13 protein-coding genes are annotated in these 13,315 nt (G+C 32.4%); 9 read left to right on the forward strand and 4 right to left on the reverse strand.

Going from position 1 to position 13,315, the window contains the following annotated elements; all coding sequences use genetic code 11:
- Positions 1-39: 39 nt before the first annotated feature.
- Complete coding sequence (locus LOS89_RS04500) at positions 40-3,465, forward strand: methylmalonyl-CoA mutase family protein (protein WP_231836651.1); 3,426 nt, start codon at positions 40-42, stop codon at positions 3,463-3,465.
- A gap of 67 nt (positions 3,466-3,532) precedes the next feature.
- On the forward strand, positions 3,533-4,009 hold the full coding sequence (locus LOS89_RS04505) for a GyrI-like domain-containing protein (RefSeq protein ID WP_255671083.1): 477 nt from the start codon (positions 3,533-3,535) through the stop codon (positions 4,007-4,009).
- Here LOS89_RS04505 and LOS89_RS04510 read toward each other — a convergent pair.
- Positions 4,006-4,377, reverse strand: a complete 372-nt coding sequence (locus LOS89_RS04510) for a YchJ family protein (protein ID WP_231836653.1) — start codon at positions 4,375-4,377, stop codon at positions 4,006-4,008. The two genes, LOS89_RS04505 and LOS89_RS04510, sit on opposite strands and share 4 nt — an antisense overlap.
- A 3-nt stretch (positions 4,378-4,380) precedes the next feature.
- Positions 4,381-4,545 (reverse strand): hypothetical protein, encoded by a 165-nt coding sequence (locus LOS89_RS04515; RefSeq protein ID WP_231837097.1) that lies wholly within the window; start codon positions 4,543-4,545, stop codon positions 4,381-4,383.
- Between the two features lie 81 nt (positions 4,546-4,626).
- On the opposite strand from LOS89_RS04515, the gene LOS89_RS04520 reads away from it, so the two are divergent.
- A complete protein-coding gene (locus LOS89_RS04520; protein ID WP_231836654.1) occupies positions 4,627-5,133 on the forward strand; it encodes a hypothetical protein in 507 nt (168 codons plus the stop codon).
- Between the two features lie 34 nt (positions 5,134-5,167).
- On the opposite strand, the gene LOS89_RS04525 is transcribed toward LOS89_RS04520, so the two are convergent.
- The gene (locus LOS89_RS04525) at positions 5,168-5,731 is read right to left on the reverse strand and encodes a DUF1543 domain-containing protein (RefSeq protein WP_231836655.1); all 564 of its coding nucleotides are present in this window, start codon (positions 5,729-5,731) and stop codon (positions 5,168-5,170) included.
- A 122-nt stretch (positions 5,732-5,853) separates the two neighbouring features.
- On the opposite strand from LOS89_RS04525, the gene LOS89_RS04530 reads away from it, so the two are divergent.
- Positions 5,854-8,040: a glutamine synthetase III family protein gene (locus LOS89_RS04530; RefSeq protein WP_231836656.1), complete on the forward strand. Its 2,187-nt coding sequence runs from the start codon at positions 5,854-5,856 to the stop codon at positions 8,038-8,040.
- Between the two features lie 71 nt (positions 8,041-8,111).
- On the opposite strand, the gene LOS89_RS04535 is transcribed toward LOS89_RS04530, so the two are convergent.
- On the reverse strand, positions 8,112-8,687 hold the full coding sequence (locus LOS89_RS04535; protein WP_231836657.1) for an FEKKY domain-containing protein: 576 nt from the start codon (positions 8,685-8,687) through the stop codon (positions 8,112-8,114).
- Positions 8,688-8,833: 146 nt separating this feature from the next.
- On the opposite strand from LOS89_RS04535, the gene LOS89_RS04540 reads away from it, so the two are divergent.
- From LOS89_RS04540 to LOS89_RS04560, 5 genes are all read left to right on the forward strand, one after another.
- On the forward strand, positions 8,834-9,607 hold the full coding sequence (locus LOS89_RS04540; protein ID WP_231836658.1) for an OmpA family protein: 774 nt from the start codon (positions 8,834-8,836) through the stop codon (positions 9,605-9,607).
- Positions 9,608-9,730: 123 nt separating this feature from the next.
- The gene (locus LOS89_RS04545; RefSeq protein ID WP_231836659.1) at positions 9,731-10,630 is read left to right on the forward strand and encodes an OmpA family protein; all 900 of its coding nucleotides are present in this window, start codon (positions 9,731-9,733) and stop codon (positions 10,628-10,630) included.
- 43 nt (positions 10,631-10,673) lie between these two features.
- A complete protein-coding gene (locus tag LOS89_RS04550; RefSeq protein ID WP_231836660.1) occupies positions 10,674-11,498 on the forward strand; it encodes an OmpA family protein in 825 nt (274 codons plus the stop codon).
- Positions 11,495-11,941 (forward strand): hypothetical protein, encoded by a 447-nt coding sequence (locus tag LOS89_RS04555; protein ID WP_231836661.1) that lies wholly within the window; start codon positions 11,495-11,497, stop codon positions 11,939-11,941. Before LOS89_RS04550 ends, LOS89_RS04555 begins: the two co-directional genes overlap by 4 nt.
- Positions 11,942-12,016: 75 nt before the next feature.
- Positions 12,017-13,195 (forward strand): AIR synthase related protein, encoded by a 1,179-nt coding sequence (locus tag LOS89_RS04560; protein ID WP_231836662.1) that lies wholly within the window; start codon positions 12,017-12,019, stop codon positions 13,193-13,195.
- Positions 13,196-13,315: the final 120 nt, after the last annotated feature.

The raw sequence follows: 13,315 nt of genomic DNA on the forward strand, positions 1-13,315 counted from the left end.
TTCGTAAATTGCACCCATAAAATTGAATAAAAATTACAGATGGAACTACAAACGCCCTATATTCCTAAAAATAAAGTAAGAATTGTAACTGCTGCTTCATTATTTGATGGTCACGACGCCGCTATCAATATCATGCGTAGAATTATTCAAGCAACTGGTGTGGAAGTTATTCACCTAGGTCACGATAGAAGTGTTGAAGAAGTTGTAAATACAGCAATTCAAGAAGATGCAAATGCAATTGCAATGACTTCTTATCAAGGAGGACACAATGAATATTTTAAATATATGTATGATTTGCTTAAAGAAAAAGGAGCAGGTCATATAAAAATATTTGGTGGAGGTGGAGGTGTAATATTACCTTCGGAAATCTCAGAATTACACGAATACGGAATTGAAAGAATTTATTCTCCAGATGATGGTCGAGCTCTTGGTTTACAAGGTATGATTAACGATTTGGTTCAACGTTCTGATTTTCCAATTGGAGATAAATTAAATGGAGAGTTAAGTCATATCGAAGAAAAAAATCCAACGGCAATTGCTCGATTAATTTCTTCTGCTGAGAATTTTCCTGAAATAGCAAAATCTGTTTTTGAAGAGATTCACCAAAAAAATGAAACTTCTAAAATTCCGGTTTTGGGAATTACAGGAACTGGAGGAGCTGGGAAATCTTCTTTAGTTGATGAATTGGTTCGTCGTTTCTTAATCGATTTTCCTGAAAAAACTATCGGATTAATTTCGGTTGACCCTTCAAAGCGTAAAACGGGAGGTGCTTTATTAGGAGATAGAATTCGTATGAACGCTATTAATAATCCTCGTGTTTATATGCGTTCGTTAGCAACTCGTCAATCCAATTTAGCTTTATCAAAATATGTAGCTGAAGCAATCGAAGTATTGAAAGCAGCTAAATACGATATTATTATTTTAGAAACTTCTGGTATTGGTCAATCAGATACTGAAATTTTAGAACATTCTGATGTTTCATTGTATGTAATGACACCTGAATTTGGTGCAGCAACTCAGTTAGAAAAAATCGATATGTTGGATTTTGCTGATTTAGTAGCATTAAACAAATTTGATAAAAGAGGTGCTTTAGATGCGATTCGTGATGTAAAAAAACAATACCAACGCAATCATAACTTATGGGATGTGGATACCGATAAGATGCCAATTTTTGGAACTATTGCATCACAATTCAACGATCCAGGAATGAACACGCTTTACAAATCTATCATGGATAAGATTGTAGAGAAAACAGGAGCTGATTTAAAATCGACTTTCGAAATCACGCGTGAAATGAGCGAGAAGATTTTCGTAATTCCTCCTCATAGAACACGTTATTTATCTGAAATCGCAGAAAACAATAGAAAATATGATGAAACAGCGCTTTCTCAAGTAGAAGTAGCTCAAAAATTATACGGAATTTTTAAAACTGTTGAAACGGTTAACGGAAATGTTCCTCAATTAGATAAAGCAGGAATTATTGAAAGTTCTTTAAATATTACTGCTAATAACAAAGATTTCGTTTCGTTATTAACGAAAGAATTTGACCGTGTAAAAATGAATTTGGACCCATACAATTGGGAAATCATTTTAACATGGGACGAAAAAGTAAACAAATACAAAAATCCAGTTTACAGTTTTAAAGTTCGTGATAAAGAAATTAAAATTGCAACGCATACAGAATCGCTTTCTCATACTCAGATTCCAAAAGTAGCGTTACCAAAATACCAAGCTTGGGGCGATATTTTAAAATGGAATTTACAAGAAAATGTTCCTGGAGAATTTCCATTTGCATCTGGATTATATCCATTTAAACGTGAAGGAGAAGATCCAAGTAGAATGTTTGCTGGAGAAGGTGGACCTGAAAGAACAAACAAGCGTTTTCATTATGTAAGTGCTGGAATGCCAGCAAAACGTTTGTCAACAGCTTTTGACTCGGTAACTTTATATGGAAATGATCCTCATATTCGTCCTGATATTTATGGGAAAATTGGAAATGCGGGAGTTTCTATTTGTTGTTTAGACGATGCTAAAAAATTATATTCTGGTTTCGATTTAAGTCATCCATTAACATCGGTTTCTATGACTATCAATGGTCCTGCGCCAATGTTGTTAGGATTTTTCATGAATGCGGCTATCGATCAAAATTGTGAAAAATACATTATTGAAAATGGATTACAAAAAGAGGTTGAAGCAAAAATTGAAGCTATTTACAAACAAAAAGGAATTGCTCGACCATCTTACCAAGGTAAATTACCAGAAGGAAATAATGGTTTAGGATTAATGCTTTTAGGGGTAACTGGAGACCAAGTTTTACCATTAGATGTTTATCAAGATATTAAAGTAAAAACATTAGCGCAAGTTCGTGGAACTGTTCAGGCCGATATTTTAAAAGAAGACCAAGCACAAAATACTTGTATTTTCTCTACAGAATTTGCATTGCGTTTAATGGGTGACGTTCAAGAATATTTTATCAAACAAAACGTTCGTAATTTCTATTCGGTTTCGATTTCTGGATATCATATTGCTGAAGCAGGAGCAAATCCTATAACCCAGTTGGCATTTACATTAGCAAACGGATTTACTTATGTTGAGTACTATTTAAGTCGTGGAATGAATATCAACGATTTTGGTCCAAACTTATCGTTCTTCTTTTCAAATGGAATTGATCCTGAATATGCAGTAATCGGTCGTGTAGCACGTAAAATTTGGGCGAAAGCCATGAAAAACAAATATGGAGCTAACGAAAGAGCACAAATGTTGAAATATCATATTCAAACTTCTGGACGTTCATTACACGCTCAAGAAATTGACTTTAACGATATTCGTACAACGCTTCAAGCATTATATGCTATTTATGATAACTGTAATTCACTTCATACAAATGCGTATGACGAAGCAATTACTACACCAACTGAAGAATCAGTACGTCGTGCAATGGCAATTCAGTTGATTATCAATAAAGAATTAGGTTTAGCTAAAAACGAAAACCCAATTCAAGGTTCTTTCATTATTGAAGAATTAACGGATTTAGTAGAAGAAGCGGTTTTAGCTGAATTTGATAGAATTACAGAAAGAGGTGGCGTTCTTGGTGCAATGGAAACAATGTATCAAAGAAGTAAAATTCAAGAAGAGTCATTGTATTATGAAACGTTGAAACATACAGGTGAATTCCCAATTATTGGTGTAAATACCTTCTTGAGTTCTAAAGGTTCGCCAACGGTTATTCCTGCTGAGGTTATTCGTGCTACGGAAGAAGAAAAACAATATCAAATTGATATGTTAAACAATCTTCACAAAACAAGCGCTGATAAAGTAGCAGAACAATTGAATATTATTCAAGATGCAGCTATTAACAATCAAAATATTTTTGAAAAATTAATGGATGCTACAAAAGTATGTTCGTTAGGACAAATTACTTCAGCTTTATTTGAAGTAGGAGGTCAGTACAGACGAAATATGTAATTAGAAATAGATAAATAATTTATAAAAAAGACCTTTCAGAAATGGAAGGTTTTTTTATTTTTGAAATATGGAAACGAAAATTAGAATTTTCCCGGAAACTAAACTCATAGGTATGAACAGCTCTTTCTCTTATTCTGATTACAGAATAGGCGAGTTGTGGGGAAGATTTATGCCACGACGAAATGAAATTAAAAACAACATTGGAATAGAATTGTACAATGTTCAAATCAATCCAGAAAATTTTGATTTCAATCCGCAAACAGAATTTATAAAATGGGCTGCGGTTTCAGTGACTGATTTTAATTTTATTCCAGAAGGAATGGATTTATTAGTTATAGAAGAAGGTTTGTATGCTGTTTTTAATCATGTTGGAGATGTAGCAAAAGCAAGAGAAAGCTTTGGTTATATTTTTAGCGTTTGGTTGCCTAATTCGGAATATGAATTAGATAATCGACCTCATTTTGAGATTTTAGGTAAAAAGTATAAAAATAATGCTCCTGATTCGGAAGAGGAAATTTGGATACCAATTAAGAAAAGAAATTAGTATTCGCCGTCCACATAAAACCAATTTCCGTTTTCCAATTTAAAAGTCGAAAGTTCGTAATGAACTTGCGCTTTCAAATTTTCATCCAAAAAATAAGCTTTGAAAGTTACAGTGGTTTCAGTTGCGGCTAAAACTTCTAGTTTTATCCATTTGTTAGCCTGACTCCAAGCCAAAATATCGCTTTTTTTGTGAAGTCTTCGTTTAGAAATATGAGTTGTGTTTACTAAATAATCTGCAGCAGCAGTAGCAAAAGCACTATATCGTGAACGCATTAAGGCTTCTGCTGTTGGCGCATTAGCAATTCCTTTAATATAAGGTTCGCAACACTCTTGATAAGAAACGGAATTTCCGCAATAACAATTCGACATAAATTATTGTTTAGATTCATTGAACTTTCTAACAATTTCTTTTAATTTTTCAGCACGAGCATTCTTTTTAGCTTTTTCTTTTGCTTGTTCTTTGTGTAATTTATCGTTATGCGCTTTGATGTTTTTTGGATTATTTCTTCCCATTTTGTCAACTTTTTGGAACTTCAAAGATACTAATTTTTGATTGTATTAAAGTTTGGCACAACAATTGGTTATATTTACACAAGGAATAACTAAAACAATATAATTATGAAAAGAATTACTTTATTGATAGCTTTTATCGGGATGATAACACTTCAAAGTTGTACAGTTAACGAAGTTAGAGATAATGTTGATAACGATACTATAGCAGAAGTATTTGAGGTTACTCGTTCATTTAACACAGGAAATAACTTTAGTACTTTCGTGGATTTGGGAACACCAATTTTTGCTTCCGATATGATTTTAGTTTATCATTTATATGATGTTGTAGGAGGTGAAGATGTTTGGAGATTAATGCCTCAAACCTATTATTTTAATGATGGAGGTGAACTTGATTATAATTATGATTTTACCCGTTACGATGTAAATTTATTTTTGGATGCTAATTTTCCATTGATCAATTTATCATCTGCTTGGACCCAAAATCAAACGTTTAGAATAGTGATTATTCCAGGTTATTTCTCAAACAGAAGTGCAAAACAAGTTGATTTTAAAGATTACAATGCTGTGATTGAAGCTTACGGAATTAATCCAACAAATATTAAGAAAAAATAATAAAGAAAGAGCTATCATTATGATAGCTCTTATATTAAACCGATATTTTATCAATTTTTAAATAACCAATATGTTTTTCGTCTTCGGAAGTCGTATTGGTTTTTGTTATTTTCAAACGATACTGAGATTTGAATTTATCCGAAAGAATATCTTCAATATTATGTATATCATCTACATCAATGCCATATTTATCATCAATGTGTGATTCGGCTCCTTTGAAGCCACAATGTTTATAAAAAGTAGTTTGTTTCGCTTTCTTGATAGCTTCGGCTTTTGTTTTGGTAACAACTAAAACTTTATAATGGTATTCTTCAAATTCTCCTTCTTTGTATCCGCCTAAATTCAGAAAGAATAATTGTTCTTCTTGTTCTAAATTTTTCTCTTTGGAAACTATTTCAATTTTAAAACCATCGATATAGGTTATTTTTTGCCAAGCATCAATATGAATTCTGCCTTTTGCTTCTGGCCAAAAATCTTTCATATCAGGAACCAATTCTTTTAAGCTACTTCCAATACCAAAAAAGATATCGTGTTGTTCGGTAAAGCGACCTTTTGGGGTGCAACCTAACATTACCATATGTAAATTTACTGCCTTCATGGTGTAAAAGTAATAAAAAAATATTTACCCCTAAAAAAATAGGGGGTGTTTGTAAAAATATTTAAAATATTCATATATTTGCATAACTTTTCAAGGGTTTTAACTTTAACACAACACAACTTATGTCAACATTTCGTTTTCAAGCTTTAAGAAGAGCAACAGACAGAAAACCAGTTCATGTAGAAGAATTGGACAGAAAATCAGCCATTTTTGGTAGTAATGTTTTTGGAGATAAAGCTATGCGACAGTTTTTAACACCTGAAGCTTACAAAGCCGTAAAAGCTGCAGCTGAGGGAGTAAAAATCGACCGAAAAATTGCCGATTATATCGCTTTAGGAATGAAAGAGTGGGCATTATCAAAAGGAGTAACTCATTATACGCATTGGTTCCAACCCTTAACAGGAACCACTGCTGAAAAACACGATGCGTTCTTTGAAACTTCATTTGACGGAAGTGATCCTGTTGAAAAATTTGGTGGTAGTCAATTAGTACAACAAGAACCAGATGCATCTTCCTTCCCAAATGGAGGAATTCGTAATACGTTTGAAGCCAGAGGATATACCGCTTGGGATCCAACGTCTCCAGCGTTTATCTTTGGAACTACTTTATGTATTCCAACCGTTTTTGTTTCGTACACAGGAGAGGCTTTGGATAATAAAACACCTTTATTACGTGCACTTCACGCTATCGATGAATCGGCAACAGAAGTAGCAAAGTATTTTGATAAAAATGTAAAGAAAGTTACACCAACTTTAGGTTGGGAACAAGAATATTTCCTTGTAGATAGCGCTTTAGCAACTTCAAGACCTGATATTTTAGCAACAGGAAGAACGTTATTAGGACACACTTCTGCAAAAGGACAACAATTAGAAGATCATTATTTTGGTTCTATTCCAACTCGTGTTTTACAGTACATGCGTGATTTAGAAAACGAATGTATGTTGTTAGGAATTCCAGTTAAAACGCGTCATAATGAAGTAGCGCCAAATCAATTTGAGTTAGCGCCAATCTTCGAAGAAACGAATTTAGCTGTAGACCATAACTCATTATTAATGGACGTAATGCAAAAAGTGGCAGAACGTCACGATTTTAAAGTATTATTCCACGAAAAACCTTTCAAAGGAGTAAATGGTTCGGGTAAACATAACAACTGGTCGTTAGCAACTGATACTGGAATTAACTTGTTATCTCCAGGAAAAACTCCGATGAGTAATTTACAATTCTTGACGTTCTTCATCAATACGATTAAAGCGGTTCATGATTACGAAGAATTATTAAGAGCATCAATTGCTTCTGCTAGTAATGACCACCGTTTAGGTGCGAATGAAGCGCCACCAGCAATTATCTCGGTTTTCATTGGTGATGCACTTTCAAAAGTATTAGATGAATTAGAAGGGGTTTCAAAAGGTAAATTATCTCCAGAAGAAAAAACCGATTTAAAATTAAACGTTGTGGGTAAATTACCAGACGTAATGTTAGACAATACCGACAGAAACAGAACGTCTCCATTTGCTTTCACAGGAAATAAATTTGAGTTTAGAGCTGTGGGTTCTTCTGCTAACTGTGCGGTTTCGATGACAACTTTAAATACAATTGTGGCGAAACAATTGAAAGATTTCAAAAACGAAGTAGATGCTTTAATTGAGAAAAACGATTTAAAGAAAGATGAAGCAATTTTCAATGTTTTAAGAGAATACATCAAGAAAACTAAAGCTATTCTTTTCGAAGGTGATGGTTATAGCGAAGCTTGGGAAAAAGAAGCTAAAAAACGCGGATTAAGTAATCATAAAACTACACCACAAGCATTAAAAGCTAAAGTTTCTAAAAAAGCTGTTGAGTTGTTTGGTGAAATGGGCGTAATGAATCATGTTGAGGTAGAATCACGCTACGAAATTGAATTGGAAGAATACGTGAAAAAAATCCAAATCGAAGGTCGTGTTTTAGGAGATATTGCTCGTAATCATGTGGTTCCAACAGCGATTAAATACCAAAATGTGTTAATTGAAAACGTAAAAGGTTTAAAAGAAATTTTCGGAAAAGATTTTGAGAAAATCGCTAAGGAGCAAATTTCGTTAATCAAAGAAATTTCAGAACATATCGAAGGCATTAATACGAAAGTAGAAAAAATGACCGAAGAACGTAAAAAAGCAAACGCCTTAACGAGTACAGAAAAAATGGCCGATGCTTATTGCGATAAAGTAAAACCTTACTTCGAAGAAATTCGTTACCACGCTGATAAATTAGAATTGTTAGTAGATGACGAACTTTGGACACTAACAAAATACAGAGAATTGTTATTTACGAAGTAATTAAAATAGAAATCCCAATCGAAAGATTGGGATTTTTTATTGTTGTTGGAAATGAAATTCAAAAATCGAGATTAGTTTAAATACTCCACATCTTTTCGGACATTTTTTCGCCACTCTTTACCATATTTTTTGTCTAAGAGTTCAAAGACTTTTTCATTATATTCTTTAATACAATCACTTGGAGCAGGAGTGCATCCGAAATCAAAATAATCTATTTTATATTTTCTTTCAAATTTTTTGTCGAGTTTGGTATCAGCTAATGGAGCAATGCTACCAATTATTAAAAGTTTAGCTTTTTTGTTTTTCCAATCACTAAGTGCACTATCAATATTATATTCACAATTTGCTTTAAGTTCAAAAACTTTGGTTATTATATCCATTTCGTTTGTCTCAAAAGGAATTTCTAAAGTTCCAAATTGAAAGGAAGTGAAAGATATTAGATATTTAGTGTTTTTATCGAGTTTTGTAAACTTGAAATTTCCTAAGCTATCTGCCCAAGTATGCTTGGATAATTTTTTAATTTCGACTATTATATCTTGACTAGGAATTGATCCATCTTTTGCTGAAACTATTTTTCCAGATAGCTCAACTTGACTAAATCCTAAGCAATTAAAATTTAGTAATATGAAAATTATTAGTTGCTTCATTTTAGCAAAGTTTAGTCTAATTTAATATAACTTTCTCTAGATATAGTAGAGTCAATCTTGTTTCCTCAAAAATATAAAAAAAAGTGTACAAAAACCACAATCTATCGACAAAAAATTACTATTTTCGATAAACTAAAATCTATCTAATGAAAAAAATACTTTTTCTGTTTTTATTGTTGTCTTCTATTTCTTTTGGGCAAAATAAGTTTACGGTGTATTTTGATACCGATTCTTACCAATTACAACTTTCTGAATTGAACAGATTAGATAATTTTTTAAAGAAAAAAGATTTAAAAATCACTAAACTTATCGGCTATTGCGATTATCGTGCTTCTAATGGTTATAACGATACTTTGGCTTTCAATAGAGCTAAATTTGTATCGCAAATTATAGAAAAAGTTACCGGCCAAAAGCAAATCGAAATCGAAAGTAAAGGAGAAAATTTCAAACAAAACTCCGATTTAAAAATGAACAGAAAAGTGGAGATTTTCTATGAAGAATTGGTAACAGAAAAAATACTTCCAAAAGACGATAAAAAGGATTTATCCCAACAAGTTTCAACAGCAAAAGTAGGCGATAAGTTGGTGTTGAAAAATTTACATTTCTATAACCGTTCTGGAATTTTTGTTCCTGAATCGCGTCCTATTTTAGAAGAGTTATTGAAAATCATGTTGGCTAATCCGAATTTGAAAATCGAAATTCAAGGTCATATTTGTTGTCAAAAAGGCACCGATGTTGAAGATACGGCAAAAGTTAGGGCTTTGGCAGTTTATAATTATCTGATAAACAACGGAATTGATAAAAATCGTTTGAGTTATAAAAGCTTTGGAAGTACGAAACCGATTCATACAATTCCAGAAAACAACGAAGAGGAACGTAATGAAAATCGAAGAGTAGAAATTCAAATTATTGCAAATTAGAAGAAATGTGCTTTTTTAAGCTATTGTAAATGAATTTGTTAAATAAAAATAAATAGTTCTTTTCATTAATAAGTTTTTTTAATACGTTTTATTTTTTATATTCGTTACATTAAAATACCTCAAATGAAATACGTATTACTGCTGTTTGGACTACTACTTTCAGCACAAGAAAAGGCGAGTTTTTATTTTGATTTTGATCAAGATAGGTTTAACCCAAAGCAAAACGAATTGTTTATGAATTGGTTAAACAAAGACGAAAACCGCGAAATTCTAGTAATCAATGGGTATTGCGACTGGTATGGAACCTTTGACTACAACGATACGTTAGCCTACAAAAGAATCAACACGGTTCAAGAAGGACTTAAAACCAAAGAAAATTTTACCGTTTTTTATAGTGATAAACTAGTTGTTAAGGGTTTTGGAGAAAGAGTGCAAACAAGAAAAGAACGACGTTATAACAGAAGAGTAGATGTTTTTTATAATGTAATTCCAAGTAAAATTATTGTTGAATCAGATACACCAATTGTAGTTCCTGATTCAGAAGTATATATCAATCAAGTTGTTGAAAAAGAACCGGATAACAGCTATCAGTTTGAAGAAGCAAGAGTGCCAGATGCTGATGAGTTGATAGAGCCTGTTGGACTTCGCAGTTCGCCTTATGATAAAGCAAAAGTGGGTGATAAATTGGTAATGAACAATTTGTATTTTTATGATCGTTCCGGAATTTTCGTTCCAGAATCGTTGCCTGTTATGGAAGAGTTGTTGCAATTTATGGTGGCACATCCAAAAGTTAAAATTGAAATTCAAGGTCATATTTGTTGTCAATTAGGAGAAGATCCTGAAGATATTGCATTAGTAAGAGCTATTGCGGTTCACAATTACTTAGTAGCAAATGATATCGATGACGAAAGGTTGTTGTATAAGAGTTTTGGAAGCACACAACCAATTCATAAAATTCCAGAAAAAAATGAAAAAGAACGAAATGAAAATCGTAGAGTAGAAATTCTTATCTTAGAGAATTAATTCTGGCATCATTTTTCGTGCTTAAGTTCTAAATTAAATTTTCATGAAATATTTTATTTCCTATATAGTTTTCCTTTTGTTTCAAGTTGGAGTTGCTCAAGAACAAGTTACTTTTTATTTTGACAACAATAAATCCGAATTGAACAAAACTGAAGCTGCAAAACTTCAAAAATGGATTGCTGAGAATACTACTTCAAAAATTCTTTCCATTACAGGTTCTACTGATGAAGTAGGAACTTCAGGTTATAACGATACGTTATCGCAAAAAAGAGTAAGTCATATTTTTAGTCAAATAAAAGGAAAAGTAAATATCCGTCCTGATTTTAAAAGTATTTCTCTAGGTGAAAAAGGAGCCACTTCAACAAATAAAGCTGAAAACAGAAAGGCAATTATTCATTATCTGTTAGAAAAAGACTTAGATAAAGAAGATGAAGTTTTAGGAATCAAACAAGATGAACCTGAAGTTGTAATTCCAGAAGATGCTACTTTAGCTGAAAAAGTGAAGCTGGCAAGAGTTGGAACAAAAATCACGCTGAAAAACATTAATTTTTATCAAAATACATTTGCAACTATGCCCGAATCGCAAGGAACCTTGTACGATTTGTTGTTTGTAATGCAAAATAATCCCGAATTAGTAATCGAAATTCAAGGTCATATTTGTTGTATCGATAAAGATTACCGTAATTTGTCTACAGATAGAGCAAAACAAATTAAACGTTTTCTCGTTTATAATGGTATTCAGGAATATCGAGTTAAAACAAAAGGATTTGGAGTTTCGCAACCTTTATATCCAATCCCAGAAGCAACTCCAGAACAAGCAGCTGCAAATCGTAGGGTAGAAATTGAAATTTTAAGTAAGAAAAGATGAAAAAAAGTATAGGATTATTTTTAGTTGTGTTTATGGTTTCATTAATCAGTTGTAATGACGATTGTGATGAAGGCGATAAACCAACTCCTGCTTCTTTTTTTGTAGAAATTACAGATGAAACTACAGATGAAAATGTATTTGAAAACGAAACATATACTTTTCAACAAATTACAATTGTAGATGCTGACGATGAAACGATCCCTTTTGAATTCATCGAAAACAATAATTTAATTCAGATATTTCCTCCAGTTGCAAATGAAACTGGCAATACTTTTACAATCCGATTGAATAATGAAACTACTATGCAATCGGATGAAATAAGTACTACTTATGATGTTTCTTCTCAAGTAGGAGAGTGTTTTACAACTTTTAAAATTGAGAATATTTTGTTTCCAAACAACACATCAAATTTAGTTGAAGGCGTTTATGTTATAAAAATTTAACAAATTCTAAATTCAAATTTCTAAAATCTAAATTTTAGAACTATCTTTGCGCCACAACAACAACACACTACATTCATGAGTTCTGATACTAGCAAACGCTACAATTTAAGAGGAGTTTCGGCTTCCAAAGAAGATGTGCACCAAGCTATCAAAAACATCGACAAAGGCTTATTTCCACAAGCATTTTGTAAAATCATCCCTGATTATTTAACGAACGACGACCAATATTGCATCATTATGCATGCTGACGGAGCTGGAACAAAATCTTCCTTAGCTTATATGTATTGGAAAGAAACTGGCGATATTTCAGTTTGGAAAGGAATTGCACAAGACGCATTAATCATGAATATAGATGATTTATTATGTATTGGCGCTACCGATAACATTTTGCTTTCTTCTACTATCGGAAGAAATAAAAATTTAATTCCTGGAGAAGTTATTTCGGCTATTATTAACGGAACAGAAGAATTAATTTCAGAATTAAAAAATCACGGTGTTACAATTCATTCAACAGGTGGTGAAACTGCCGATGTGGGTGACTTAGTTCGTACCATAATAGTAGATTCTACTGTAACTGCTCGTATGAAACGTGAAGATGTTATTGATAATGCGAATATTCAGGCTGGTGACGTAATTGTAGGTTTGGCTTCATTTGGTCAAGCTACTTACGAAAAAGAATATAATGGCGGAATGGGAAGTAATGGTTTAACTTCTGCTCGTCATGATGTTTTTGCTAAATATTTAGCCGAAAAATATCCAGAAAGTTTTGATGCTTCAGTTCCGAGTGAATTGGTGTATTCAGGACAAACCAAATTGACAGATGCTGTAGAAAATAGTCCAATTGACGCTGGTAAATTAGTACTTTCTCCTACGAGAACGTATGCTCCAGTAATCAAAAAGATTTTATCAAAATACAATTCAAACGAAATTCACGGAATGGTTCACTGCAGTGGTGGCGCACAAACAAAAGTGCTTCACTTTGTAGATAACGTTCACGTGATTAAAGATAATTTATTTCCAGTGCCACCATTGTTCCAATTAATTCAAGAACAATCAAAAACTGATTGGAAAGAAATGTACCAAGTATTCAATTGTGGTCACCGTATGGAATTATATGTACCTGCAGAAGTAGCACAAGAAATCATCGAAATTTCAAAATCATTTAACATCGATGCTCAAATCGTAGGTAGAGTTGAAGCTTCAGATGAAAAGAAATTAACGATTACATCTGAATACGGAACTTTTGAATACTAGAAGTAAAAAGTAGAAAGTAAAAAGTAAAAGGTAACATGAAAGAAAATGATTTATTGAAAAGAACCTTTAATTTTGGAATTTCATGCTTAAGGTATTTAAGATAATTAGAATCAAATCCTG

It is taken from the genome of Flavobacterium channae (assembly GCF_021172165.1).
GTDB lineage: Bacteria > Bacteroidota > Bacteroidia > Flavobacteriales > Flavobacteriaceae > Flavobacterium > Flavobacterium channae.

What these genes read in the sequence shown, in the direction of transcription:
- LOS89_RS04500 (WP_231836651.1), top strand. Translation starts at nt 40, where the DNA reads ATGGAACTACAAACGCCCTATATTCCTAAAAATAAAGTAAGAATTGTA.
- LOS89_RS04505 (WP_255671083.1), top strand. Translation starts at nt 3,533, where the DNA reads ATGGAAACGAAAATTAGAATTTTCCCGGAAACTAAACTCATAGGTATG.
- LOS89_RS04510 (WP_231836653.1), bottom strand. Translation starts at nt 4,377, where the DNA reads ATGTCGAATTGTTATTGCGGAAATTCCGTTTCTTATCAAGAGTGTTGC.
- LOS89_RS04520 (WP_231836654.1), top strand. Translation starts at nt 4,627, where the DNA reads ATGAAAAGAATTACTTTATTGATAGCTTTTATCGGGATGATAACACTT.
- LOS89_RS04525 (WP_231836655.1), bottom strand. Translation starts at nt 5,731, where the DNA reads ATGAAGGCAGTAAATTTACATATGGTAATGTTAGGTTGCACCCCAAAA.
- LOS89_RS04530 (WP_231836656.1), top strand. Translation starts at nt 5,854, where the DNA reads ATGTCAACATTTCGTTTTCAAGCTTTAAGAAGAGCAACAGACAGAAAA.
- LOS89_RS04535 (WP_231836657.1), bottom strand. Translation starts at nt 8,687, where the DNA reads ATGAAGCAACTAATAATTTTCATATTACTAAATTTTAATTGCTTAGGA.
- LOS89_RS04540 (WP_231836658.1), top strand. Translation starts at nt 8,834, where the DNA reads ATGAAAAAAATACTTTTTCTGTTTTTATTGTTGTCTTCTATTTCTTTT.
- LOS89_RS04545 (WP_231836659.1), top strand. Translation starts at nt 9,731, where the DNA reads ATGAAATACGTATTACTGCTGTTTGGACTACTACTTTCAGCACAAGAA.
- LOS89_RS04550 (WP_231836660.1), top strand. Translation starts at nt 10,674, where the DNA reads ATGAAATATTTTATTTCCTATATAGTTTTCCTTTTGTTTCAAGTTGGA.
- LOS89_RS04555 (WP_231836661.1), top strand. Translation starts at nt 11,495, where the DNA reads ATGAAAAAAAGTATAGGATTATTTTTAGTTGTGTTTATGGTTTCATTA.
- LOS89_RS04560 (WP_231836662.1), top strand. Translation starts at nt 12,017, where the DNA reads ATGAGTTCTGATACTAGCAAACGCTACAATTTAAGAGGAGTTTCGGCT.